25 protein-coding genes are annotated in these 24,286 nt (G+C 71.8%); 14 read left to right on the top strand and 11 right to left on the bottom strand.

What is annotated here, in order from left to right:
• Nucleotides 1-20: 20 nt before the first annotated feature.
• Nucleotides 21-1,004 (bottom strand): adenosine kinase, encoded by a 984-nt coding sequence (locus D9598_RS13570; RefSeq protein ID WP_198367063.1) that lies wholly within the window; start codon nt 1,002-1,004, stop codon nt 21-23.
• A gap of 281 nt (nt 1,005-1,285) precedes the next feature.
• Here D9598_RS13570 and D9598_RS13565 point away from each other — a divergent pair, with 281 nt between their 5' ends.
• The gene (locus tag D9598_RS13565) at nt 1,286-1,969 is read left to right on the top strand and encodes a polymer-forming cytoskeletal protein (RefSeq protein WP_198367062.1); all 684 of its coding nucleotides are present in this window, start codon (nt 1,286-1,288) and stop codon (nt 1,967-1,969) included.
• 47 nt (nt 1,970-2,016) lie between these two features.
• Nucleotides 2,017-2,454 (top strand): hypothetical protein, encoded by a 438-nt coding sequence (locus D9598_RS13560; RefSeq protein WP_198367061.1) that lies wholly within the window; start codon nt 2,017-2,019, stop codon nt 2,452-2,454.
• A gap of 40 nt (nt 2,455-2,494) precedes the next feature.
• Here the strand turns inward: D9598_RS13560 and D9598_RS13555 are convergent, their stop codons facing one another.
• Nucleotides 2,495-2,740, bottom strand: a complete 246-nt coding sequence (locus tag D9598_RS13555; RefSeq protein WP_198367060.1) for a hypothetical protein — start codon at nt 2,738-2,740, stop codon at nt 2,495-2,497.
• Nucleotides 2,741-2,928: 188 nt separating this feature from the next.
• On the opposite strand from D9598_RS13555, the gene rph reads away from it, so the two are divergent.
• The 4 genes from rph to D9598_RS13535 all read left to right on the top strand — a co-directional run bounded on the left by rph (nt 2,929) and on the right by D9598_RS13535 (nt 6,469).
• Complete coding sequence (rph, locus tag D9598_RS13550; RefSeq protein ID WP_198367059.1) at nt 2,929-3,648, top strand: ribonuclease PH; 720 nt, start codon at nt 2,929-2,931, stop codon at nt 3,646-3,648.
• A 4-nt stretch (nt 3,649-3,652) separates the two neighbouring features.
• A complete protein-coding gene (locus D9598_RS13545) occupies nt 3,653-4,273 on the top strand; it encodes a non-canonical purine NTP pyrophosphatase (RefSeq protein ID WP_198367058.1) in 621 nt (206 codons plus the stop codon).
• 169 nt (nt 4,274-4,442) lie between these two features.
• Entirely contained in the window at nt 4,443-5,420 is a 978-nt protein-coding gene (locus D9598_RS13540; protein WP_198367057.1) for a GTP-binding protein, read from the top strand.
• Entirely contained in the window at nt 5,417-6,469 is a 1,053-nt protein-coding gene (locus D9598_RS13535) for a WD40 repeat domain-containing protein (RefSeq protein ID WP_198367056.1), read from the top strand. The genes D9598_RS13540 and D9598_RS13535 overlap by 4 nt, the downstream gene beginning before the upstream one ends.
• Before the next feature lie 23 nt (nt 6,470-6,492).
• Here the strand turns inward: D9598_RS13535 and D9598_RS13530 are convergent, their stop codons facing one another.
• The 3 genes from D9598_RS13530 to hemE form a co-directional block, all read right to left on the bottom strand.
• Nucleotides 6,493-7,152, bottom strand: coding sequence for a type 1 glutamine amidotransferase (locus D9598_RS13530; protein WP_198367055.1), 660 nt, complete (start codon nt 7,150-7,152; stop codon nt 6,493-6,495).
• A 386-nt stretch (nt 7,153-7,538) separates the two neighbouring features.
• Nucleotides 7,539-8,600 carry a catalase family protein gene (locus tag D9598_RS13525; protein ID WP_198367054.1) on the bottom strand — a complete coding sequence of 354 codons (1,062 nt, stop codon included), beginning with the start codon at nt 8,598-8,600 and terminating at the stop codon, nt 7,539-7,541.
• A 95-nt stretch (nt 8,601-8,695) separates the two neighbouring features.
• Nucleotides 8,696-9,739 (bottom strand): uroporphyrinogen decarboxylase, encoded by a 1,044-nt coding sequence (gene hemE, locus D9598_RS13520; RefSeq protein WP_198367053.1) that lies wholly within the window; start codon nt 9,737-9,739, stop codon nt 8,696-8,698.
• A 361-nt stretch (nt 9,740-10,100) separates the two neighbouring features.
• On the opposite strand from hemE, the gene D9598_RS13515 reads away from it, so the two are divergent.
• The 5 genes from D9598_RS13515 to D9598_RS13495 are packed head-to-tail and all read left to right on the top strand — an operon-like array spanning nt 10,101 to nt 15,650.
• Nucleotides 10,101-10,958: a pyruvate, water dikinase regulatory protein gene (locus tag D9598_RS13515; protein ID WP_198367052.1), complete on the top strand. Its 858-nt coding sequence runs from the start codon at nt 10,101-10,103 to the stop codon at nt 10,956-10,958.
• Nucleotides 10,958-11,551 carry a Maf family protein gene (locus D9598_RS13510; protein WP_198367227.1) on the top strand — a complete coding sequence of 198 codons (594 nt, stop codon included), beginning with the start codon at nt 10,958-10,960 and terminating at the stop codon, nt 11,549-11,551. The genes D9598_RS13515 and D9598_RS13510 overlap by 1 nt, the downstream gene beginning before the upstream one ends.
• Nucleotides 11,552-11,606: 55 nt before the next feature.
• A complete protein-coding gene (locus D9598_RS13505; RefSeq protein WP_198367051.1) occupies nt 11,607-12,698 on the top strand; it encodes an AGE family epimerase/isomerase in 1,092 nt (363 codons plus the stop codon).
• Between the two features lie 31 nt (nt 12,699-12,729).
• A complete protein-coding gene (trkA, locus tag D9598_RS13500; protein WP_198367050.1) occupies nt 12,730-14,112 on the top strand; it encodes a Trk system potassium transporter TrkA in 1,383 nt (460 codons plus the stop codon).
• Nucleotides 14,109-15,650 carry a TrkH family potassium uptake protein gene (locus tag D9598_RS13495; RefSeq protein WP_370592022.1) on the top strand — a complete coding sequence of 514 codons (1,542 nt, stop codon included), beginning with the start codon at nt 14,109-14,111 and terminating at the stop codon, nt 15,648-15,650. The genes trkA and D9598_RS13495 overlap by 4 nt, the downstream gene beginning before the upstream one ends.
• Nucleotides 15,651-15,653: 3 nt before the next feature.
• Here D9598_RS13495 and D9598_RS13490 read toward each other — a convergent pair whose 3' ends face one another.
• Together D9598_RS13490 and D9598_RS13485 are read right to left on the bottom strand one after the other, a co-directional pair.
• Nucleotides 15,654-15,830 carry a hypothetical protein gene (locus D9598_RS13490; protein WP_198367049.1) on the bottom strand — a complete coding sequence of 59 codons (177 nt, stop codon included), beginning with the start codon at nt 15,828-15,830 and terminating at the stop codon, nt 15,654-15,656.
• Nucleotides 15,827-16,042 (bottom strand): hypothetical protein, encoded by a 216-nt coding sequence (locus D9598_RS13485; RefSeq protein ID WP_198367048.1) that lies wholly within the window; start codon nt 16,040-16,042, stop codon nt 15,827-15,829. Before D9598_RS13485 ends, D9598_RS13490 begins: the two co-directional genes overlap by 4 nt.
• A gap of 160 nt (nt 16,043-16,202) precedes the next feature.
• Between D9598_RS13485 and hrcA the strand changes: the two genes are divergently transcribed.
• Nucleotides 16,203-17,303, top strand: a complete 1,101-nt coding sequence (gene hrcA / locus D9598_RS13480) for a heat-inducible transcriptional repressor HrcA (RefSeq protein WP_370592021.1) — start codon at nt 16,203-16,205, stop codon at nt 17,301-17,303.
• A 10-nt stretch (nt 17,304-17,313) separates the two neighbouring features.
• On the opposite strand, the gene D9598_RS13475 is transcribed toward hrcA, so the two are convergent.
• Both D9598_RS13475 and D9598_RS13470 read right to left on the bottom strand, forming a co-directional pair.
• On the bottom strand, nt 17,314-18,642 hold the full coding sequence (locus tag D9598_RS13475) for an FAD-binding oxidoreductase (protein ID WP_198367046.1): 1,329 nt from the start codon (nt 18,640-18,642) through the stop codon (nt 17,314-17,316).
• A 60-nt stretch (nt 18,643-18,702) separates the two neighbouring features.
• On the bottom strand, nt 18,703-20,385 hold the full coding sequence (locus D9598_RS13470) for a peptide ABC transporter substrate-binding protein (protein WP_198367045.1): 1,683 nt from the start codon (nt 20,383-20,385) through the stop codon (nt 18,703-18,705).
• Between the two features lie 190 nt (nt 20,386-20,575).
• On the opposite strand from D9598_RS13470, the gene D9598_RS13465 reads away from it, so the two are divergent.
• Nucleotides 20,576-21,208 (top strand): cupin domain-containing protein, encoded by a 633-nt coding sequence (locus tag D9598_RS13465; protein ID WP_198367044.1) that lies wholly within the window; start codon nt 20,576-20,578, stop codon nt 21,206-21,208.
• Nucleotides 21,209-21,265: 57 nt separating this feature from the next.
• Here D9598_RS13465 and typA read toward each other — a convergent pair whose 3' ends face one another.
• Nucleotides 21,266-23,095, bottom strand: a complete 1,830-nt coding sequence (gene typA, locus D9598_RS13460) for a translational GTPase TypA (RefSeq protein ID WP_198367043.1) — start codon at nt 23,093-23,095, stop codon at nt 21,266-21,268.
• A 204-nt stretch (nt 23,096-23,299) separates the two neighbouring features.
• Nucleotides 23,300-23,536, bottom strand: coding sequence for a hypothetical protein (locus D9598_RS13455; RefSeq protein ID WP_198367042.1), 237 nt, complete (start codon nt 23,534-23,536; stop codon nt 23,300-23,302).
• 282 nt (nt 23,537-23,818) lie between these two features.
• Between D9598_RS13455 and D9598_RS13450 the strand changes: the two genes are divergently transcribed.
• On the top strand, nt 23,819-24,235 hold the full coding sequence (locus D9598_RS13450) for a DUF3775 domain-containing protein (protein ID WP_198367041.1): 417 nt from the start codon (nt 23,819-23,821) through the stop codon (nt 24,233-24,235).
• Nucleotides 24,236-24,286 lie beyond the last annotated feature (51 nt).

Below are 24,286 nucleotides of genomic sequence, written 5' to 3'. Positions count from 1 at the left end.
TCTCCCTCGGGCAACCCCCCTCAGGCGGCGCCGACCAGCGCCTTCAGGTCGGATTGCGGGCGGGCGCCGAAATGGCCGATGCACTCGGCGGCGGCGAGCGAGCCCCAGCGGCCGCATTCCGGCAGCGCGTGGCCGCGGGTCAGGGCGGCGAGGAAGCCGGCCGCGTAGGCATCGCCGGCGCCGGTGGTGTCCACCACCCGGGCCGGTGCCGCGGGGATGTGGTGCGTCTCGTCGCCGGCGAGGATGACGCTGCCCCGCTCGCTGCGGGTCAGGGCGGCGAGCTTCACGTCGCGCCGCGCCGCCTCCATCGCCGCCTCGAAGCTGTCGGCCTCGTAGAGCGACATCACCTCGTCCTCGTTGGCGAAGAGGATGTCGGTGTGGCGGGCGACGAAGGCGCGGAAGGCCTCGCGGTGGCGGCCGACGCAGAAGGGGTCGGACAGGCTGATCGCCACCTGCCGCCCGGCCTGGCGCGCCAGGGCGGCGGCGCGGCGGAAGGCGGCCTGCGCCGCCGGCGGGTCGAAGAGATAGCCCTCGAGGTAGGTGACGGCGGCGGAGGCGACCATGGCCTCGTCCACGTCCGCCTCGCCGAAGGCGACGCAGGCGCCGAGATAGGTGTTCATCGTCCGCTGCCCGTCGGGCGTGACCAGGATCAGGCAGCGCGCCGTGGGGTCCCCGCCGGCCAGGGGCGCGGTGGGGAAGGTGACGCCGGCGGCGCGGATGTCATGCGCGAAGACCTCGCCCAGCGCGTCCTCCGCCACCTTGCCCAGGAAGCCGACACGGGCGCCGAGCGCCGCCGCCACGGCGCAGGTGTTGCCGGCCGAGCCGCCGCTGCTCTCCACTCCCGGCCCCATGGCGGCGTAGATCGCCTCGGCACGGGCGGTGTCGATCAGCGCCATCGAGCCCTTCCGCATTCCCTGATCCGTCAGGAAGCCGTCCTCCGCCCGCGCCAGCACGTCGAGGATGGCATTGCCGATGCCGAGGATGTCGAAGGTCGCCGCTGTCATGGATCGCAAGGCCCCGCTGATGTCCGCCGCCCGCGATAGCAGCCGGGGCGGCGGGCGGATAGGGCGGGCCCGCCGCGCCATGGGCTCCGTGGGGCCGGAGGACGGGGCGGCGGTAAAACCCCGCGCGGGGTCCGGCTTTCTCGCCCGACCCCCGTTGTCCGCCGGGGCGGGTGCGTGATAGCCCGTCATGGCCCGCCCCTGCCCCGCGCGCGGGGCGGGCCGACCGCCGATTGTCCTTTTCCGTGTCGCCAATGCCCGAGACACCGTCGCAGGGGGACCTGATGTCCATCTTCCGCCGCCGCGAAGAGCCCAACCCGTCCGCGCCCGGAGCCGGCGGCGCGCCGGATTCCGATGCCGTGCCGACCACCCTGCCGGTGGCGCGCGATCCCGATCTGGCCGTTCCGCCCTTCCGGCCCGCGACCAGCCCGATCAGCAGCCAGGAGCCTTCCATGACCATGCCGCCGAAGCCCAGCCATGCTCCCGTCGGCGTGCCGCCGCGGCCGCCGGTGAGCGCCGGCGGGGCGCCCGTCGCCAATGGCCTGACCACCCGGCCCGCCGCGGCGCCCGTCCCGGCGCCGGCCGCGGTGCCGGACCGGCGCACCATGGTGGTCGGCCGCGGCATCAGCCTGCAGGGCACGGTGACCGATGCCGAGCGCCTCGTGGTCGAGGGCATGGTGGAGAGCCAGATGCTGCACGCGGCCGAGCTCAACATCAGCCAGACCGGCGTCTTCAAGGGCGAGGTCGAGGTGGAGGATGCCGAGATCGCCGGCACCTTCGACGGCACGCTGACGGCGCGCGGCAATCTGGTGATCCGCGCCAGCGGCCGGGTGCTGGGCGTGGCGCGCTGCCGCCGCCTGCAGGTCGAGGAAGGCGGCCAGCTCTCCGGCCGGATGGAGATGCTGGGCGAGAACCCGGCGCCGTCCTACACGGCGCAGCCGATGGCCACGAGCCACGGCGAGGCCTGAGCCGGCTCGCGCGGCGGCACCATGGCGGCGCCTGGCCTTCCCTCGCCATGATCCTGCGTCGCGTGGTTCCGCTGCTGCTGCTCGGCGCCTGCGCCGCGCAGCCCGCCTCCCCCGACCGGCAGGCCGTGCTGCGGGAGGTGCTGGAAAGCTACCGCGCCAATCTGGCCGGCATGCAGCCCACGGCGGCGCCCGCCCTGCCCCGCCTCGCCACGGCGCCGGACCGCGCCTCCGCCCTGCTGGGCCAGTCGCCGGAGGCGCTGCGCCGCTGGCTGGGCGAACCCCGACTGCGGCGCGAGGAGGGGGTGGCGCAGATCTGGCTCTACCAGAGTAGCTTCTGCCACCTCGATGTGGTGCTGGACCGTGAGGAGGCGCCGGGCTCGCCGCTGCGGGTCAGCTACGCCAATGCCCGGGCCTCAGGCACCGAGCGGCGCACCGAGGCGGCCTGCCTGCAGGCGCTCCGCCAGGACGCCGCGCCCGCCTCCTGAACGAGCGCGGGCCCAGTCGGAGGGCCGGCCAGACGGCGCGTCAGGCGATATGCTTGTCCAGCTCGGCCTTGAGCGGACAGGTGCCCTCGGCGCCGCGCCAGGCCAGATAGGAGCCGGCCCCCAGCGCCAGGATGTTCAGCATGACGTTGGGCCGTGGCTTGGCGGCGGCCGCGGCCATGATCAGGCCGCCCAGGACGTAGAGCGTGCGCTCGGCCGTGCTCAGCACCCCGGGCTCCGGCCGCTCGGCGACGGGATAGTCGCGTCCGGTGAGGTCATTCTGCTCCATGATCCGCAAATCCCTTGCTGTGCGTTTCCTCAACGACCGGCCCCGCCGGTGGTTCCAGCTCACGGTTCCAGCTCACGGTTCCAGCTCACGGTTCCGGCCTGGGGCGCCGGGGCGCGGCCGCCATTTGACAGCGCCGCGCCCGGCGCCGCATTCCCTGGCGCCCAGACGTTCATGGAAAGACCCCGCCGATGCGCCCTTCCGGCCGTGCCGCCGACGCCCTCCGCCCCGTCCTCCTGGAGCCTGGCGCGGCGCGCCATGCCGAGGGCTCCTGCCGCATCCGCATGGGGCTGACCGAGGTGCTCTGCACCGCCAGCATCGAGCCGCGCGTGCCGCCCTTCCTGCGCGGCAAGGGCGAGGGCTGGGTGACGGCGGAATACGGCATGCTGCCGCGCGCCACGCACAGCCGGGGCGAGCGGGAGGCGGCGCGCGGCAAGCAGTCCGGCCGCACCCAGGAGATCCAGCGCCTGATCGGCCGCGCGCTCCGCGCCGTGGTGGACCGCAAGGCGATGGGCGAGATGGCGATCATCCTCGACTGCGACGTGCTGACCGCCGATGGCGGCACCCGCTGCGCCGCCATCACCGGCGCCTGGGTGGCGCTGCACCAGGCCTTCGAGCACGCGGTGCTGAAGAACGTCATCGCGCGCAACCCGCTGCGCGACCAGGTGGCGGCGGTCTCGTGCGGGCTGTGGAAGGGCGAGCCGGTGCTCGACCTCGACTATGCCGAGGACAGCGCCGCCCAGGCGGACGCCAACTTCGTGCTGACCGGGGCGGGCGGCATCGTGGAGGTCCAGGCCACCGCCGAGGGCGCGCCCTTCGCCGAGGCGGAACTCCAGTCGCTCCAGGCGCTGGCCCGCAAGGGCATGGCGGAGCTGTTCGCCGCGCAGCGCCGCGCGGTCGGCAAGGCCTGACGCCATGACCGCCCGCCGCCGCCTCGCCGAGCGCCGCATCGTCATGGCCAGCCACAACGCCGGCAAGGTGCGGGAGAACGCCGCCCTGCTGGCCGAACACGGCATCGAGATCGTCAGCGCGAAGGATCTCGGCCTGCCGGTGCCGGAGGAAACCGAGACCAGCTTCCTGGGCAATGCCACGCTGAAGGCGCTGGCCGCGGCGCGCGCCTCGGGCCTGGTCGCGCTGGCCGACGACAGCGGCTTCTCCGTCGCCGCGCTCGAGGGCGCGCCGGGCGTCCACACCGCCGACTGGGCCGAGCGGTCCGACGGCACGCGCGACTACGCCGCCGCCATGGCCAAGGTGGAGAGGCTGGCGCGCCATGCCCCCGACCGCGCCGCCTGGTTCACCTGCGCGCTGGTGCTGGCCTGGCCGGACGGCCACACGGAAGGCTTCGAGGGCCACGCGCCGGGACAGTGGATCTGGCCGCCGCGCGGCGCGAAGGGCTTCGGCTACGACCCGATGTTCGTCCCCGAGGGCCACAGCCAGACCTTCGCCGAGATGGATCCGGCGGAGAAGCACCGCATCAGCCACCGCGCGGCGGCCTTCCGCCTGCTGGCGGAGGGCTGCCTGGGGAAGGCGCCGTAGTTTCGCCGTCTCCGCGCGCCGGGGGCCTTGGGGCCTCGGTGGCCGGAGCCCCCCTGGCCCGGCCCTTCAGGGCAGCAGCCATGCGCCCCCGTGACCGCCGGGGCGAAGCGTATCATATAGCAGCCCCAAGGACTTCGAACCGCGCCCCCTCAGGCAGGAGCCGTCATCCATGAGCGAGACCGCCGACACCGTCCCCGTCACCGTGCTGACCGGCTATCTGGGAGCCGGCAAGACCACCCTGCTGAACCGCATCCTCAGCGAGAACCACGGCCGCAAGTACGCCGTGGTCATCAACGAGTATGGCGAGCTGGGCGTGGACAACGACCTCGTCATCGATGCCGACGAGGAAGTCTTCGAGATGAACAACGGCTGCATCTGCTGCACCGTGCGCGGCGACCTCGTCCGCATCCTGGGCGGGCTGATGAAGCGGCGCGGCAGGCTGGACGGCATCATCGTCGAGACCACGGGCCTCGCCAACCCCGCCCCCGTGGCGCAGACCTTCTTCATGGACGAGGACGTCAAGCGCGCCACGCGGCTCGACGCCATCGTCACCGTCGCGGACGCCAAGAACCTGCTGGCCCGGCTGGCGGACAGCGCCGAGGCGGAGGAGCAGATCGCCTTCGCCGACCTCATCGTGCTGAACAAGATGGACCTGGTGAGCGAGGAGGAGGCCGCCGAGGTCGAGCGCCGCATCAAGTCGATCAACCCCTATGCCGAGATCCGCCGCGCCACCAAGTCCGACGTGCCGATCGACAGCGTCATCGGCCGCGAGGCCTTCAGCCTCGAGCGCATCCTGCAGCACGCGCCGGACTTCCTGACCTCGGACGAGCACGAGCACAACGACGAGGTGATGAGCGTCTCCTTCGAGACCGACAAGGCGATCGACCCCGAGAAGTTCAACGCCTGGATCGGCCAGCTCCTGCAGGTGAAGGGGCAGGATCTGCTGCGCACCAAGGGCGTGCTGGCCTACCAGGGCGAGGACCGCCGCTTCGCCTTCCAGGCCGTGCACATGATCGCCGATGGCGACTTCATCGGCCCCTGGAAGGAGGGCGAGCCGCGCCACTCCAAGATCGTCTTCATCGGCCGCAACCTGAACCGCCCCCAGCTGCGCCGCGGCTTCGAGGGCTGCGCCGTGGAGGCGGCATGAGCGACGCGGCGCAGGCGGGCCTCGCCGAGGCCGATTTCCTGCTGCGCGAGCGCGGCACCTCCGCCGAGTTCGGCGCCTGGATCGTCGCCGTCGCCTTCGGGCGGGAGGGGAGCAGCGCCGCCTTCGCGCTCGGCGACGGCACACTGCGCCTGGCCGACGCGGCGGAGGCCGCGGCCGGCTGGCGGCGGATCGAGGCGCATGACGGGGCCTGCCTCGACCTGGTGCCGGACGTGGCCGGCGGCTTCCTCTCGGGCGGCGACGACGGCCGGCTCATCACCGTGGCGGGCGACGGCACGGTCACGGAACTGGCCGATTTCGGCGCCATGAAATGGGTGGAGCACCTCGCCAGCCACCCCTCCGGCCTGCGCGCCGCCTCGGTCGGCAAGCAGGTGCACCTGCTGGACGGGGCGGGGGCGCGGCTCAAGACGCTGGCGCATCCCTCCACCGTCGGCGGCGTCGCCTTCGATGCCAAGGGCAAGCGCATCGCCGCCGGGCACTACAACGGCGCCAGCCTCTGGTTCGTGAACAGCAAGGAGGACAAGCCGCGCGTCCTGCCCTGGAAGGGCAGTCACCAGCGCGTCGCCTTCAGCCCGGACGGCACGCATGTCGTGACGACGATGCAGGAGAACGCCCTGCATGGCTGGCGCCTGACCGACCAGCAGGACATGCGGATGTCCGGCTACCCCTCCAAGATCAAGTCCTTCTCCTTCACCGCCAAGGGCCGCTGGCTGGCGACCGCCGGGGCGGATTGCATCGTGCTCTGGCCCTTCTTCGCCGGCGGGCCGATGGGCAAGCCGCCGCTCGAACTCGCGGGCGGCGACGGCGTGCTCTGCACCCAGGTCGCCTGCCACCCGCAGCACGAGGTGGTGGCGGCGGGCTTCCAGGACGGGCTGGTGCTGATGGCCGAGATCGGCTCGGGCAAGATCGTCCCGGTCGCGGCACCCGGGCGCGGACCGGTCTCGGCGCTCGCCTGGAACGCCACCGGCACGCATCTGGCCTTCGGCACCGAGACCGGCTTCGCCGGGCTGGTCGATCTGTCGAAGCGGTAGGGGGCGCGATCGGGGCTCCGCCCTCAGAGGCCCACCAGCCGCAGCATCTCCCCGAACAGCGCCTCCCGCCGCGCCGCGAAGGCCGTGTCGCGCTCGCGCGTCAGGGCCAGCAGCGCCGCCGTATCGATGCCCCTGGCGGCGAGACGCTCCGGCGGGGTGAAGCCGATCCAGTCGGCGATGCAGCCGGCGTTCGCCTCGGGGTGGAACTGCAACCCCAGGGCCCGGCGATGGCGGAAGGCCTGGATGGTGCCCTCGGAGCGCGCCATCACCTCGGCCTCGGGCGGCAGGGTGACATGATCGCCGTGCCAACGGATCCAGGGGCCGCGCCAGAGCGGCCCGCTGCAGTCCTGCGTCTCCATCCAGCCCTCGTGGAAGGTGCCGCTGGGTGCGACCGTGCCGCCGATGGCGGCGGCGATCATCTGGGCCCCGAAGCACAGGCCGATGACCGGCCGTTCCGCCGCGATCCAGGCCGCCAGCAGCGCGCGCTGCCGGGCGATCCAGTCCTCTGTCTCATAGGCCGCGCGCGGCGAGCCCAGGCTGACGATCAGATCGGCCCCGGGCAGCGGGCCCTCCGCCACCTCCGACCCCGGCCGCACCTCCAGCCGGGCGCCCCGCCGCCGCAGCCAGTCACCGAAATGGCCGATCGGCGCCAGGGGTGAATTCTCCAGGACCAGCACGCGCATCGCTTCACCTCACCCCCGCGGGATACCGGCGAAGCCCGCCCCGCGACAAGAGCCGGCCCCGCATCAGGGCCCGCCCGGCGTCAGGGCCAGGACCCGGAGGGGGTCTAAGCAGGCCGGAGCCTGTCGCCACCAGCCCCACCAGCGCGCTGATCCATGGGCCGCGCCACCTGCCGGACACGCTGCCCCGCCCGGCTCCCTCGACCGTCCCCGCCGTCATCGTCATGGAGATGACCAGCAACCACCCCCTCGCCGTGCCCGTGATGGCGACCTCACCGCTGGCCTTCCTGGTCTCCCGCCAGGTCTGCCGCCGGCCGCTCTATGGTACCAGGGCGCTGCGCTTCCGGGACGGCCGGGGGAAGCGGGCCGCGGCCGCCCCGGCGCATCCCTCAGCGCATCACGGGGCAGCCATTGTGCGCCGCGCGGAAGCGGGCGGACTGCTCGTAGGTCGGCCGCCGGGCCCGCATGATGCCGCCCAGCGGGCGATGCGCCTCCAGCCCGTTCCAGGGGCTGAAGGCCATGCCATCGTCGATCTCGCGGCTCAGCGCCGCATCCCAGCCGGGCTGCGGGGGCGCGGTGATGCGCGCCACCGCGACATAGGGGCTCTCCTCCTCCGGCCAGGCCACCGAGGCATCCTCCACCGGCATGGTCTCGGGATTGGTCATCAGTTGCACGCGCACCTCCCAGGCGCCGCCATGCGCGCTCAGATGCGCCCGCATCTGGTCGCGCAGGGCATCCGGGTGGCCGGAGGTGGGGACCTTGCTGCCAGCGAGCGCCACCAGCTCCGGCGCCACCGGCGCGACCGAAAGCTTGGCGACATACGTGCCGTGACGCAGCGGCACCTGCGTCCAGAAGGTCTCTCCCAGGATCGAGGTGCCGGGATGGCCGCCCAGGCTCTTGAGCAGGGCGCTTTCCCCGCCCACCGCCTCGACCACCTTCTCCGCCCCGCGCAGCACCGCCGAGGCCACCTTCTTGAGGCCCTGCGGCTGATCCGTGATGCGCGCCAGCAGGCTGAGGCTGCCGGCGAAGGCCTTCGGATCGGCGGCGGCGAAGGCCGGCGCGTTGGCCATGACGAAATCCTGGTTGCGGCCGGATTCGGCGCCCGGCAGGCGGGCGCCCGGCACGTCCAGCACCTTGAGCGCGAGGCCGCGCGGCACGGTGATGCTGTCGTCCAGCAGGTCGCCCGGATTGGTGGAGAAGCGCATCACCACCGCATAACGCCCGGGCGTGGCGAAGAGGCCCTGCGCCAGTTCGGCCGGCAGGCCCTCCGACACCGTCATCTCCCCCTTGACCAGGCCGTGGCTCTTGGCGTGCACGCCGCGCAGGGCATGGCCTTCATCGGCCAGGGTGGTCTCACCGATGGTTCTGAGCGCCGCCGCCAGACGCGACACGGTCTCGGCCTCGTCCTCGGCGGGTCGCTCCAGGGCGGAATCGTAACGGACAGGGGTCATGCGCGGCTCCACGGGGGCCCCAGGGGAGGGGGCCCCCTGAAGAGCATCCAGGAGGGAACGCCCATGGCCCGTGCGCTGTTGCGGCGCCGGCTGCCTCAGCCGATGCGGATCAGCCGCGCCAGCGCCGCCACATGCTCGGGCGGCGTGGGCGGCACGACGCCGTGGCCCAGGTTGAAGACGAAGGGCCTCCCCCGCATCGCCGCCAGGATCGCGCGCGCCTCCGCCTCCAGCGCCGCCCCGCCGGCGACCAGCGCCTGGGGGTCGAGATTGCCCTGCAGCGTGACCTGCGCGGGCACCTGCGCCGCCGCCCAGCGCGGGTCCATCCCGGTGTCCATCGCCACGGCCTCCGCCCCTACCCGTTGCGCATATTCCACCAGCAGCGGCCCGGCCAGGCGCGGGAAGCCGATCAGCGGGATGTCCGGCCGCACCTTGCGGATGCCGCGCACGATCGCGGCCGCCGGCTCGATCGACCAGCGGCGGAACTGCGCCGGCGGCAGCAGGCCCGCCCAGCTGTCGAACAGCATCAGCGCCTCCGCACCGGCCTCAGCCTGGGCCAGGAGGTAATCCACGGTTGAATCGACGAGGATACGGATCAATTTTCCGAACAGGATCGGGTCGCCATAGGCCATCCGCCTGGCCTGGGCGAACTCACCGCCACCCCGCCCTTCCACCATGTAGCAGGCCACGGTGAAGGGGCTTCCGGCGAAGCCGATCAAGGCGGCGCGCGGCGCTTCCTGAGCCAGCCCGGCCCGCACCCGCGCCACCGTCTCCAGGATGGGCGCGATCCGCGCCCGCGCGCCCTCGGGGTCCAGCGCCGCGATCGCCGCCGCGTCGCGCAGCGGCTCGAGCAGCGGGCCTTCCCCTTCGGCATAGCGCAGCCCCTGCCCCATGGCCCAGGGCAGCATCAGGATGTCGCTGAACAGGATCGCCCCGTCCATGCCGTAGCGGCGCAGCGGCTGCAGCGTCACTTCCGCGGCCAGTTCCGGCGTCGTGCACAGGCGGATGAAGTCGCCCGCCTGGGCCCGCAGCTGCCGGTACTCCGGCAGGTAGCGCCCGGCCTGGCGCATCAGCCAGAAGGGCGGGGGCCAGATCGCCTCCCCGGCAAGGGCGCGCAGCAGTGGCTTCGATGCGTGTTCCATGGCGCCCCTTTCTCTGAAAAAGAGTCTTTAAGAAAGATGGGGGGTCTGTAGGCCCTGTGGATAAGGGGGACACAATATCGCCGATGTCTGTCCACAAGCTTCTCCACAGGCCCGACTCGAGCGGAAACCCAGCTTAAAGGCCGGTTTTCGGGCTTTTCCACAGAGTCCTGCGGACAGATGTGCCCAGTTGCCCCCAACCCCCTGAAAATGCGGATTTCATCCCCGATTCACCCAGGGGCCTTCCGCTGCCGCTCGGTTTTCCCCAATGTCCACAGCAATCCCCGCTATTCTCCCCTGACCGATCCCCCGACAAACCTCCCCGGCAAGACCACAGCCTGAACCACGGAAACGCCCGCCCCGCATGATCAACCTGCATCTCGTCTCCGACAGCACCGGCGAGACCCTGAATTCCATCGCCCGCGCCACCCTGTCGCGCTTCGCCGACCCGCATGTGGTGCATCACCGCTGGTCCCTGGTGCGTTCGCATCTGCAGCTCGAGCAGGTGCTGGAGGGGATCAAGGCCGAGCCCGGGCCGGTGATGTTCACCCTGGTGGACCGCTCGCTGCGGCATGCGCTGGAGGAGGTGTGCCAGCAGCTCCGCATCCCCTGCCTCTCGGTGCTGGACCCGGTGATGGACCTGCTGCAGGCGCAGATCGGCCAGCAGGCGCGGGAGAAGCGCGCCGCGCAATACGTGCTGGACGCCGACTATTTCCGCCGCATCGACGCCATGCATTACGTGCTGGCGCATGATGATGGCCAGGGCGTGGCCGGCATCGCCGAGGCCGATTGCGTGCTGGTGGGCGTCTCCCGCTCCAGCAAGACGCCGACCTGCTTCTACCTCGCCAATCGCGGCATCAAGGCGGCGAATGTGCCGATCGTGCCCGGCGCGCCGCTGCCGGACGAGCTGCTCGACCCGCCCTGCCCGGTGATCGGGCTGACCATCGACACGACGGCGCTGATCGACATCCGCCGGCACCGGCTGAAGCTGATCGGCAGCGGCGGCGTGCGGCAGGACACCAACGACTATGTGGACTTCGAGGCGGTGAAGGCCGAGATCCAGGCGGCGCGCCGGCTCTGCACCACGCATGGCTGGCCGGTCATCGACGTGACGCGCCGCTCCATCGAGGAGACGGCGGCGACCGTGCTGCAGCTCATGGAGGCGTGGCACACCCGCCGCAACCAGGCGCCGCCCCCGAAGCCGGCGGATATCGGCGCGTGATCCGCCTGTTGCTGGCCTCCTCCTCCGCCACCCGCGCGGCGTTGCTGCGCGGGGCCGGGCTGGCCTTCGAGGCGCACCCCGCCCGGGTGGACGAGGCGGCGCTGAAGGAGGCCGCGCGGGCCGAGGGCATCCCGCCGGCGGAGGCCGCGCTCCTGCTGGCCGAGGCCAAGGCCGGGCGCATCGCCCGGCGCGAGCCGGAGGCGCTGGTGCTGGGCGCGGACCAGCTGCTGGTCTGCGGCGACGACTGGTACGACAAGCCGGAGGATATTGCCGCGGCGCGCGCCCAGCTCCTGGCGCTGCGGGGCCGGACCCATGTGCTGCACACGGCGCTGGTGGCCTGGCGGCACGGCCGGCGCGTCTGGCAGCATGTGGCGGCGCCGCGGCTCGCCATGCGCCCCTTCACCGAGGCCTTCCTCGACCGCTACCTGGCGCTGGAGGGCGAGGCGGTGCTGCATTCGGTGGGCGCCTACCGGCTGGAGGGGCCGGGCATCCAACTCTTCGACAGGGTCGAGGGCGAGCACAGTGCCATCCTCGGCCTGCCGCTGCTGCCCCTGCTGGGCTTCCTGCGGCAGCACGGCGCGCTGCCTGAATGAGGCGCCCCGGCGGCCCCTGGACGCCGGCCGGGTGGCCGGGTTAACGGCCGGGCCTGTGGAAGGTGAGAATCTCTGGCTCTGGCTGAGCCGACGGGCATGGCCGCTCTGGCTGGAGCGCGGCATCGACTGGCGCGCGCGTGCCTTCCACGAGAGCCTCACCCTGGACGACCATGCCTGCACGGCCACCTTCCGCCGCCTGCGGGTGGCGGCGCGCCAGATCTACAGTTTCGCCCTGGCGCGGCGGCATGGCCTGCCACGTGCGGACGAGGCCGTGGAACTCGGCCTCGACTTCCTGCGCCGCACCGCCGCCCATCCGGACGGGGGCTATGCCTGGCGCTTCGCGCTGGATGGCCGCGTCATCGATGGCCGGCGCGACCTCTACGACCACGCCTTCGTGCTGTTGGCGCTGGCGGCCGCCAGCCGCGTGGTGCCGCCGGAGCCGCTCCGGCGCGAGGCGCTGGCGCTGGACGACTTCATCGAGCAGCGGCTGGCGCATGCCTCGGGCGGCTATCTGGAATCCCTCCCTCCCGCCCTGCCCCGGCGGCAGAATCCGCACATGCATCTGCTGGAGGCGCGCCTCGCCGCCGCCGAGGCCTTCGGCGAGGTCCGCTTCCTGCGCGGCGCGGAGGCGCTGCTGAACCTCTTCCTGGCCCGCTTCCTGCCGGATGGCTGCCTGGCGGAGTTCTACGACGACGACCTCCGCCCGCTGGAATCGCCGCACCGCGCGGAGCCGGGGCACCACAGCGAATGGCTCTGGCTGCTCGACTGGCAGGCACGGCTGTCCGGCCGGCCCGCCCCCGCCGGCGCGGTCGCGGCGCTGCGCCGCTTCCTGGCCGCGCATGGCCGCGACCCGGCCACCGGCGCCCTGCGCGACGCGGTCTGGAGCGATGGGCGGGTGATCGCCGGCGGCGCCCGCCTCTGGCCGCAGACCGAGCGGCTGAAATCCGCTGCGCTGGGCGGCGACCCGGCCGAGCAGGCGGAGGCACGGCGCGTGCTCGCCACCTATCTGCGGCCCGACGGGCTCTGGCATGAACGCCGGCTGGCGGAGGGCGGCATGAGTCCGGAGCCCGCCCCGGCCAGCAGCCTCTACCATCTGAGCTGCGGCATCGCCTTCATCGCGCAACCCGGCGGCGACGCGCGGCCTTGAGAGCAGAAGCGCAGGCGGGAGCGCGGTGGTCATGAAGGTCATCATCTGCGGCGCCGGGCAGGTCGGCACCACCATCGCCCGGCATCTGGCGATGGAGGGCAATGACGTCACCGTCATCGATGCCTCGGCCGAGGCGGCGCGGCGGGCGGACGAGAGCTATGACGTGCGGGGGATGGTGGGCTTCGCCTCGCATCCCGAGGCGCTGCGCCGCGCCGGGGCGCGGGAGGCCGACCTGCTGATCGCCGTCACCCGCTCGGACGAGGTGAACATGGTGGCCTGCCAGGTCGCTCATGCACTGTTCCATGTGAAACGTCGCATCGCCCGGCTGCGCCATCATGGCTATCTGGAGCCGATCTGGCGCGAGGCCAGGCCGCCGCCGGTCGATGTGGTGATCTCGCCGGAGGTGGAGGTGGCGCGCGGCGTCGCCCGCCGCCTGCGCACGCCGGGCGCCTTCGACATGGTGCCGCTCGCCGACGGGAAGGTGCAGCTGCTCGGCATCCATTGCGACGATGCCAGCTGCGGCATCGCCGGCGCCCGGCTGGGCCAGCTGCGGCAGGCGGCGGAGGGCCGGGGCTATGTCGTCGTCGCCCTGGTCCGGGAGGGCCGGGCCTTCGTGCCGGGCCCCGACGATCAGGTGGCCTGCGGCGACGATGTCTATGTCATCGCCCAGCCCGAGCATGTCGACAGCGTGATGGCGGTGTTCGGCCACCGGGAGCAGGCGGCGCGCCGGGTCGTCATTGTCGGCGGCGGCAATGTCGGCCTGCATCTGGCGCGGATGCTGAAGCGCGACGCGCTGGTCTCGCTCAAGGTGATCGAGCACGGGGCGGAACGCGCCGCCCACATCGCCGAGACGCTCGGCAGCGGGACCGTGGTGCTGCAGGGCGATGCGCTGGACCGCGAACTGCTCGAGGAGGCCAATATCGCCGAGGTCGATACCCTGGTCGCCGTCACCAACGACGACGAGACGAACATCTTCGTGTCCGTCCTGGCCAAGCGGGCCGGCTGCGGCCGGGTGATCACCCTGGTGAACAAGGCCTCCTACGCCCCGGTGGTGGATTCCCTCGGCATCGACGCCGTGGTGAGCCCGAGCAGCATCACCATCTCCTCCATCCTGCGCCATGTGCGGCGCGGCGCCGTGGCGCAGATCTACCAGCTGCGCGGCGATTTCGGCGAGGTGATCGAGGCGCGCGCGCTGGCCGGCTCGCGTCTCGTCTCGGCGCCGCTGGGGGAGGTGGGCGTGCCCGCGGGCATGCTGATCGGCGCCGTGGTGCGGGACGGCAGGGCCTTCATCCCGGACGCGGCCACCACCGTGGCGCCCGGCGACGACATCATCGCCGTCATGGCCTATACGGCGCGCGAGGCGGCGGAGGCGCTGATCGCCCTGCCGGGCAGCGCCCCGGGCCAGGGCGCGTGAGCGACGCCACGGCGCGTCCGCCGCCCGGCGGCGCCCGATCCGGCCCGGCGGCGACCCCTGCGGCGGGTGGCCATTGGGCGCCGCCTCCGCTGCGCCCGGTGCTGCAGCTCATCGCGCGCATGCTGCTGGTGCTGGGCGGCTTCATGCTGCTGCCGGCCCTGCTCGACCTGTCGCAGGGCCATCCCGACTGGCGGCCCTTCGCCGCCTCGGCCCTCGGCACCGCGCTGGCCGGCGGGCTGCTGCAACGCCTGACCCGCTGCGAGCTGCAGGCCGGGCTGAACCTGCGCCAGGCCTTCGTGCTGACGCCGCTGAGCTGGCTCGCCATCTGCGCCTTCGCCGCCGTGCCCTTCCTGCTGTCGCAACATCCGGGCCTTGGCGGCAACCTGACAAACGCGGTCTTCGAATCCGTCTCCGGCCTGACCACCACAGGCTCCACGGCGGTCAGCGGGCTGGACGAGGCGCCACCGGGCATCCTGCTCTGGCGCGCCCTGCTGCAATGGCTGGGTGGCATCGGCATCATCGCCACCGCGCTGGCCATCCTGCCGACCCTCGGCGTCGGCGGCATGCAGCTCTTCCGCACCGAAAGCTCCGACCGCTCGGAGAAGGTCATGCCGCGCGTGCGGCAGATCGCATTGGCCATCGTCCTGACCTATCTGGCGCTGACCGTGCTCTGCGGCCTCGCCTACGCGCTGGCCGGGATGGACGCGCTGGACGCCGCCGCGCATGCGCTCACCACCATCTCGACCGCCGGCTTCTCCACCTCCGACCAGTCGCTCGCCCGCTGGGACAATCCCGCGGTGCACTGGATCGCCATCGCCGGCATGCTGGCCGGCGCGCTGCCCTTCGTCCTCTATGTCCGCCTCGTGCGGCGGGACTGGGCCCTCCTGCGCGACAGCCAGGTGCGCGCGCTGCTCGGGCTGGTCGCAACGGTCACCGCCGGGCTGACGCTCTGGCTGGTGCTGCGCGGCACCTACGGGGTCTGGGAAGCGCTGCAGCACGCGGCCCTCGCCACGGTCTCCATCGTCACCACCACCGGCTTCGCCTCGGCCGATTACACGCAATGGGGCGGCGGGGTGGTGGGGCTGGTGTTCGGCCTGATGTTCGTCGGCGGCTGCACCGGCTCCACCACCGGCGGCATGAAGATCTTCCGCCTGCAGGTGATGGCGGTCATGCTGCGCGGCCAGTTCCTGCGCCTGCTCTATCCCCGCGGTGTCTTTCCCCGCCTCTATGACGGCAAGCCGCTGCCGGATGACGTGATCGGCTCGGTGGTGGTGTTCTTCACCCTCTACTTCATCTGCTACGGCGTGCTGACCATCCTGCTGATGGCGATGGAGCTGGATTTCCTGACCAGCGCCAGCGCGGCCGTCAGCATGCTCTCCAATGTCGGCGCGGGGCTTGGTCCGGTGATCGGGCCGGCCGGGCATTTCGGCAACCTGCCGGACGGCGCCAAGTGGCTGCTCTGCTTCGCCATGCTGCTGGGCCGGCTAGAGCTCTTCACCGTGCTGATCCTGTTCATGCCGCGCTTCTGGCGCGGCTGAGGCTCATTCGCCGAGCATCACCGTGCCGCCCCAGGACAGGCCGATCAGCAGCAGGGCCAGCAGCGCCGTGGCCGCCGCCGGGTGGCGCGAGGCGCGGTCGAGCAGCAGGCCGGCGGCACCGGCGCCCAGGCCGAACAGCAGCAGCGCGGCCAGGAAGCCGTTCATCACCGGGTTGTTCATCCCTTCCGCTCCCGGCGCGGCGCGGCCGGGCCGGTGCCCGAATCGCTGTAGCGCGACAGCGGCGCGGCGCGGTTCTGTTCCATCCTCGGGGCGGTCCGGGTCTCCTGCGGCGCGGCGCCGGCCGCCTCGCCGGAGCGTGTGGCGGCGGGGACGGCGGCGAGCCAGCCGAGCAGGGCCAGGGGCCAGATCCGGGAACCGGTCATATCCGTCATGATGCCCTCCTGCGCTTGTCCGCGCCCTGCGGCACTCCGAATTACAGGGAGGATGCAACGGCTTCGTGGCCATGATGTGTCGGCGCATGACAGGATGGCGCCGCGTCGGCGCCACGGGGCTTCACGCCTGCTTGAGAGGGAGGCAAAAAGAGCTGTCCCGATGAAGGATACGAGGAACTTGGCCAGGGGATCCGCTTCGTCGTTCTTCTCGTCCGGCCGCAAGGCCGCCGGCGCGGCGGGACTCGACAGCCGCGGCGCGGCGATCCTGCGCCAGATCGTCGAGCTCTATGTGGAGACGGGAGAGCCGGTGGGCTCGCGCACCCTCTCGCGCCGGCTGCCGCTGACCCTCTCGCCGGCGACCATCCGCAACGCCATGGCGGATCTGGAGGAGGCCGGGCTGCTCTTCGCGCCGCACACCTCCGCCGGCCGCCTGCCCACCGAGCGTGGCTTGCGCCTCTTCGTGGACGGCCTGCTGGAATTCGGCGACCTTTCGGAGGAGGACCGCGACGCCATCGCCGCGCGCTGCGCCGCTTCGGGCCGCAGCATGGAGGAGACGCTGTCCGAGGCCGGGCAGATGCTCTCGGGCCTCGCCGGCGCCGCCGGGCTGGTGGTGGCGCCCAAGACCGAGGCGGCGGTCAAGCATATCGAGTTCGTCGCCCTCTCGCCCGGGCGGGCTCTGGTGGTGCTGGTGAACGCGCATGGCCAGGTGGAGAACCGCGTCATCGAGGTGCCGCCCGGTCTGCCCCCCAGCGCCTTCAGCGAGGCCAGCAACTTCATCAATGCCCGCCTCTCCGGCCGCACGCTGGAGGAGACGCGCGCCACGGTGGCGGACGAGATCCAGGCCAACCGCACGGCGCTCGACGCGCTGACGCAGCAGATGATCGAGTCCGGGCTGGCCACCTGGGCCGGCGGCGGCGGCGGCTCGCTGATCCTGCGGGGCCAGGCGAAGCTGCTGGAGAACCTCGACCAGATTGCCCGCGTGCAGGAGATCCAGGCGCTGTTCGAGCGGCTGGAGGCGCAGGAGACCATGCTGCGCCTGCTCGAGCTGGCGCAGCGCGGCGAGGGCGTGCAGATCTTCATCGGCGCCGAATCGGGGCTGTTCAGCAGCGCCGGGCTGTCGATGGTCGTGGCGCCCTTCCGCGACGGCAAGGAGCAGATCGTCGGCGCCATCGGCGTCATCGGCCCGACGCGGATCAACTACCGCCGGGTGATCCCGGTGGTGGACTATACCGCGCGGGTGATCGGGCAGCTGCTGGGCTGACCGCCTCGACTCAGAGTGCTCCGGCCGGCGCCAGAGGGGTGCCGTCCACCAGCCGGCTGTAGCGATAGGGCGTGGGATCGACGATCGGCGCGTCCCCGGCCACCAGGTCCGCCGCCAGCCGCCCCGCCGCCGGGCCGATGCCGAAGCCGTGGCCGCTGAAGCCGGTGGCCAGGAAGAAGCCGCGCAGCCCGTCCACCGCCGAGATCACCGGCACCGCGTCGGGGGTCGAATCGATGGTGCCGCCCCAGGCCTCGGCGCAGTCCAGCTCGCCGAGGCTCGGCAGGTCGGCCTTCAGCGAGGCCAGTGCCTGCTCCACCAGCGTCATGTCCGGCGCCGGATCGAGCACGCGGGTCTTCTCGAAGGGCGTCACCTCGTTCATCGACCAGCGGGCGCCGGCGAGGAGGGCCTGGAAGAAGGGCCGGCCCAGCGTCAGCTTCAGCTTGGCCCGCCGCTGCACGAAGGTGGGCCAGAACTGCCGGCCATAGCGCAGGCTGTCCGGGGTGATGTGCACCGTGCCGCGCCCCCGGAAGGCGACGGTGTAGCCGCCATCCTCCCGCCGCCGCATGCAGTGCCCCGGCGTGCCGAGCGCCCCGGCCAGCAGCATCTCGCCCGTGGTGGTGCGGAAGGCGGTGCCGTTCACCATCAGCTGCGGCAGGGCGATGCCGTGGCGGCGGCAGAACAGGGTGGACCAGGCGCCGCCGGCCAGCAGCACGGCGCTCGTGCGGATGGTACCCTTCTCCGTCACCACCCCGCTCACCGACCCGCCCTGGGTCTCGAGGCCCCGCGCCGCGCAGTTCTGGAACAGCTTCACGCCGAGCCGCCGCGCCCCGGCGGCCAGCGCCGGCGCCGCCATGGAGGGCTCGGCGCGGCCGTCGCTCGGCGTCTCCATGCCGCCGACCCAGCCCGCCTGGCTGTCCGGCAGGCGCTCCTTCACCTCCGCCGCGCTCAGCATGTGGCTGTGCACCTGCATCTCGCGCGCCATGTTCGCCCAGCGCTCCCAGGAGGCGAGCTCGGCCGGGTCCTTCGTCACCCACATGACGCCGCGACGGCGGAAGCCGAGATCGGCGTTGATCTCCTCGTGCAGGCGGCCCCAGATGGCGAGGCTCTCGCGCGCCAGCGGGATCTCGTGGCGGTCGCGGCCCTGCTGGCGGCACCAGCCCCAGTTCCGGCTCGACTGCTCGCCGCCGACATGGCCCTTCTCGATCAGCGCCACCGAATGCCCCTTCTGCGCCAGGGCGTAGGCGGCGGAGACGCCGATGATGCCGCCGCCGATGACGACGACATCGGCCTGCGCGGGCAGGCGTTCATCGCCGGCGATGCGATCGACGGGAGGCGACATGGACGGGCTCCTGGAGGCTGGTCGTGGTGGAAGGTCGGTGGGCGGCGCGGCGCGTGGTCGTCAGGACCAGTACCAGTCGCGGATGTTCCAGCAGTTGGAGGAGGTGTTGATGTTCGGCCGGAAGCCGTTCAGCCCTTCCTTCGTGCCCTCGACCAGGGCCTGCTGGAAGATCGGCAGGATCCCCAGCTCCTCGCGGATGATCCGCTGGATGCGGCCGTAGATCGCCTTGCGCCGGTCCTGGTCGAACTCCGTCGCGCCTTCCGCCAGCAGGCGGTCCACCTCGGCGTTCTGGAACTGGATGTTGTTCTGCCCGCGCCCGCCCTTGGCGCCGATCGCCTTGCTGCTGAAGCGCGGCGTCACGTCCGGATCGCCGCCCAGCTGGTAGTTCACGGCGACCATCACCGAGCTGAACTTCGACTGCTGCCAGAACTCGCCCCAGATGACGGCGGCGGGCATGTTCTGGATCTTCATCGAGGCGCCGACCGCCTGCCAGTCCTGCATCAGCAACTGCTGCGCCTGCTCGCGGATCGGATTGCCGGTGGTGGTGGAATTGGCGATCTCCAGCCGCTGCCCGCCCTTCTCGCGGATGCCGCGCGCGCCCCGCTTCCAGCCGGCGGCGTCGAGCAGCGCGTTGGCCTTGCCGGGATTGTACTCGTGCTTCGGCAGGTCCTTCTCGATCGCCCAGGACTGGTTGGGCAGGAAGGACTCCGTGGGCGTCGGCAGGCCGTAGTACAGCGCCTCGATCAGCGCCTGCTTGTTCATGCCGAGGTAGAGCGCCTCGCGCACCGCCTTGTCCGCCCAGGGGCCGGATTCGAGATTGGGCGCGATGCTCTCGACCGAGGCCGTCGGATTGACGTGGACCTTCCGCCCGCGCAGCCCCTTCGCCTCATCGGCGAAGTTCGGGCTGATGCCGGCGATGCCGGTATAGTCCACCTGGCCGGTGCGGAACTGCGTGTACAGCACCGTCAGGTCGGGGATGTACTTGAAGACCGCCCGCTCGAGATGCGGGCCGCTGCCGTGATAGGCCGGGTTGGCCAGCAGCGTGACGTTGTCACCCGCCGCGCGGCTGCCCCAGCGGAACGGGCCGGTGCCGACCGGCGCGTGGTTGAAGGGCGAGAGGTTGGGGTCCGCGACTCCGGCCAGAAGGTGCTTCGGCACCATGAAGGTCAGCGAGAGGATGGAGAGATAGGGCGCGTAGGCCGTCTCCATCCGCCACTGGATGCGGTCCGGCGCCTCCACGCGGATGTCCTTGACCAGGCTGTGGCCGACGCGATTGCGGACGCGGAAATCGGGGTTATTGATCAGCTCCAGCGTGAACTTCACGTCCTCGGCGGTGAAGGGCGTGCCGTCATGCCATTTGGCGTCGCGCCGCAGCTTGATGGTCCAGAGCAGGCCGTCGGCGGAGATGCCGCCGTTCCGCTGGGTCGGGATCTCGGCGGCGAGGTCGGGGACGAAGGTGCCGTCCGGGTCGATGAACCAGAGCGTGCTGAACAGGTTCCACCAGACGCCCTGGTCCACCTCGATGCCCGGCATCAGCGGGTGGAAGACGGTGGGCTCCTGCGACAGGCCGACCACCACCTGCCCCCTGGGCTTGGCGGGCGCTTTCGGCTGCGCCCCCACCGGCTGTGTCCTTCCCGGCCGCGCCACGAGCCCGGCCGCCGCCGTGGCCCCGATGGCGAAGAGGCCCCGACGGCTCGGGCCCAGGATCTGCCGCCAGCGCGCGCCGGCATCGAAGTCGCTCATGGCCACGTCTCCCGTTCGACCGACCGTGGCTCCTGCCCGGAGGGGTCGTCACGCCGCAACTGCATCCCCGTGCCGGTGTCTCCCGGCGGCCCCGGCCTGTTCACCGTGGTCATAATTGTTGCGCCGATGTTCAGCCTCATCGAAGCTGGCTGTCAATCGCCCCCGATCCGCGGCAGGGAGGACAGGCCCCGTGAAAGCCGGACCCGAAGCGCCCGTTCCCCTTCACCAGCCGGAGGAGGAGGCGGCCAGCGACCGCCGCCTCGGCGAGGCGGTGCGGCTGCTGCGCCAGCGCCGCGGGCTGTCGATCCAGGAACTGGGGCGGCGTACCGGGCTTTCAGCCGGGATGATCAGCCAGCTCGAGCGCGGCCTGGCCACGCCCTCGGTGCGCAGCCTCAGGATGCTGAGCCTGGCGCTGCAGGTGCCGGTGTCCTTCTTCTTCGAGGAGCGCCCGGCGGCGGCGGCGCCCGGCCGCTACATCGTGCGCCGGGGCCAGCGCCGCGTGCTGCGCCTGACGCCGAGCGGCGTGCTGAAGGAGGCGCTGGCGCCGAGCGGGCCGGGGCAGATGGAGATCTACGAGCTGACGCTGAGCCCGGGCGGCTCCTCGGGCGCCGACTTCTTCCGCCACCAGGGCGAGAAGGCCGGCTACGTCCTCTCCGGCACGCTCCGCCTGTGGCTGGAGCAGGAGGCGCATCTGCTGGAGGCGGGCGACACCTTCCGCTTCCCGAGCGCCGTGCCGCACATGTTCGACAATCCGGGGGAGGTGCCGGCGCGGGTGGTCTGGATCACGCTGCGGAGCGACCCGCCGGCCGATCCGCCCCCCTGACGGCGAAAGGGGCGGGCCGGTGTCCCGGTCCGCCCCCTATGGGTCCGCCCCCTGGTCTCAGGCCGCCTCGCTCTCGGCGCGGCGGGCGTTCTTCTTGCGCTCATGCGGGTCGAGGTAGCGCTTGCGGAGCCGGATGGCCGAGGGCGTCACCTCCACCAGCTCGTCATCCTCGATATAGGCGATGGCCTGCTCCAGGCTCATCCGGCGCGGCGGCGTCAGTAGCAGGGCCTCGTCCTTGCCGGCGGCGCGGACATTGGTCAGCTTCTTTTCCTTGATGGGATTCACGTCGAGGTCGTTCTCGCGCGAATGCTCACCGAGGATCAGGCCGGTATAGACCTTGGCGCCGGGGTCCACGAACAGGGTGCCGCGCTCCTGCAGGGAGAACAGCGCGTACTGCACCGCCTCGCCGTCGGAGTTGGAGATCAGGCTGCCCTTGATGCGGCCCTCGATCGGCCCGGCCCAGGGCTGGTAGCCCAGGAACAGGCGGTTCATCATGCCGGTGCCGCGCGTGTCGGTCATGAACTCGCCGTGGTAGCCGATCAGGCCGCGGGACGGGATGTGGAACACCAGCCGCACCTTGCCGCCGCCGGAGGGCCGCATGTCCTGCATCATGCCCTTGCGCAGCGACATCTTCTCGACGACGACGCCGGAGAACTCCTCGTCCACGTCGATGACGGCTTCCTCGAAGGGCTCCTCGCGCTCGCCGGTCTCGGGGTTCTCGCGCGTCAGCACGCGCGGGCGGCCGATGGTCAGCTCGAAGCCCTCGCGGCGCATCTGCTCGATCAGCACGCCGAGCTGCAGCTCGCCACGGCCGGAGACCTCGAAGCTGTCGGCCTCCTCGCTGTCCTTCACGCGGATCGCGACATTGCCCTCGGTCTCCTTGAAGAGACGGTCGCGGATCTGGCGCGACGTGACCTTCTTGCCCTCGCGGCCGCCGAGCGGGCCGTCATTGATGCGGAAGGTCATGGACAGGGTCGGCGGATCGATCGGGATGGCCGGCAGCGGGGCCGCCACCTCGGGCGAGGCGATGGTGTCGGGGATGGTCGCGTCCGACAGGCCGGCGATGGCGCAGATGTCGCCCGCCTGCACCTCGTCGACCGGAACGCGGTCGAGGCCGGAGAAGGTCATCAGCTTGGTCAGGCGGCCGGTCTCGACCACCGTGCCGTCCTGGCGCAGCACGCGCACCGGCATGTTGGTGCGCGCCACGCCCTGCTCGATGCGGCCGGTCAGCACGCGGCCGAGGAAGTTGTCGGCCTCCAGGATGGTCGCGTTCATCGCGAAGGGCGCGTCGAGATCGACCGTCGGCGCCGGCACGTGGCTCAGGATCAGGTCGAACATCGGCGACAGGTCCTTGCGCGGACCATCGAGCGTCGTGTCGGCCCAGCCCTGGCGGCCGGAGGCGAAGAGGGTGTGGAAGTCGAGCTGCTCGTCATTGGCGCCAAGGGCCGCGAAGAGGTCGAACACCTCGTTCAGCACCTCGTCCGCGCGGGCGTCCTGGCGGTCGACCTTGTTGATGACGACGATCGGCTTCAGGCCGCGGGCCAGCGCCTTGGTCAGCACGAACTTGGTCTGCGGCAGCGGGCCCTCGGCCGCGTCGCAGAGCACGATGGCGCCATCGACCATCGAGAGGATGCGCTCCACCTCGCCGCCGAAATCGGCGTGGCCGGGCGTGTCGACGATGTTGATCTTGACGCCCTTCCACTCGACGGCGGTGGACTTGGCGAGAATGGTGATGCCGCGCTCACGCTCCAGGTCGTTGCGATCCATGGCGCGTTCGGCGACGGCCTGGTTGGCACGGAAGGCGCCGGCCTGCTTCAGCAGATTGTCGACAAGAGTGGTCTTGCCATGGTCGACGTGGGCGATGATGGCGACGTTGCGCAGTTCCATAAGGCGGGCAGTCCCGAGGCTGCGCCGCCTGCGCACGCGGCCCGAATCCCCTCGGCCAGCATCAATGTGGCGGGGTCGGGCAGGGCGGGCCTGGCGGCTTGTTGCGGCGCACAGATAGGATGCCCGGCGGAAAAAAGCGAGCTTTTCGCGCAGCCTTCACCCGCGACGGGCGCATTCCTGCCTCCACGGCCGCGCTCTGGCCGCTCAGGTGCGGTGCAGGGCCCGGCGGGCGCCGCCGAAGGGCTTCAGCGGATCGAACCGCTCGACAACGCAGAGATGCAGCGCCTGCCGCATGGCCGGCTCCGGCGGCGCGGCCTCGTCCTCCGAACCCTGCGCTCCGGCGGGGCGGTCGGCGATCTGCTGCGGCATCATGGAGCGGAAGAGGGGCGAATCCTCCGCGCAGCCAGGTGAATGGGCCAGGCCACCCTGCACGGAAACCATGCGCAAGGGCGCCTTCGGCACTGCGGTATCAGGCGAGGCGGGGGCCTCCAGAGCCTGGGATCCTGCTCCGAGAAGAACCGCTGCCATGAGGGGGATAAGCAAGGTTCTGGACATGCGGTATCAACGCCGGCTCATTTCGCTCGTTGCGCCGCAATTGTGGCGCTGAAGCAACACAAAAATTTTTTGGCAACCGGAGGGTTCTCCCTGGGCTTTCGCGTTGCCGTTAGCCTGATGCCCGGGATGCGCCGGACCGCACCAAGGGCGAACGCAGAGGAGGACTCGATGAGCGACACCCCCCGCGATGACGACGAGGCGGAGTTCGATCTGGGCATCAGCCTGGAGACCGTCGCCACGGTGGTGGATCATATCCGCGCCATCCAGGAGGAGGAGGAAGGCGAGGACGCCATCGATCCGGAGGATGAGGAGCCCGAGGAGGGTGAGGAGGATTTCGACGAGGACACCCTCACCGCCTTCATCGAGGAGCTGAACGAGGATGAGCAGGCGGCCCTGGTGGCGCTGGCCTGGACCGGGCGGGGCGACTACGAGCCGGAGGAGTGGGAGGAGGCGCTTCGCATGGCGAAGGAGCGGGGCGCGGGTACCGACACCGCCGCCTATCTGCTCGGCATGGACATGGCCGGCGACCTGATCTCCGAGGGGCTGGCCGCCTTCGGCATCTCGGTCGAGGAGGTCGAGCGCTGAGGCGGGAGCGGGGCCGGCCGGCTTCCGGCCCCATCCCGAGGCTCAGTTTCC

Origin of the sequence: Roseomonas sp. KE0001 (genome assembly GCF_016107285.1) — a bacterium.
Lineage (GTDB): Bacteria > Pseudomonadota > Alphaproteobacteria > Acetobacterales > Acetobacteraceae > Pseudoroseomonas.
Note: the sequence above shows the minus strand (reverse complement) of the source record. Positions and strands in the feature narration are given on the sequence as shown.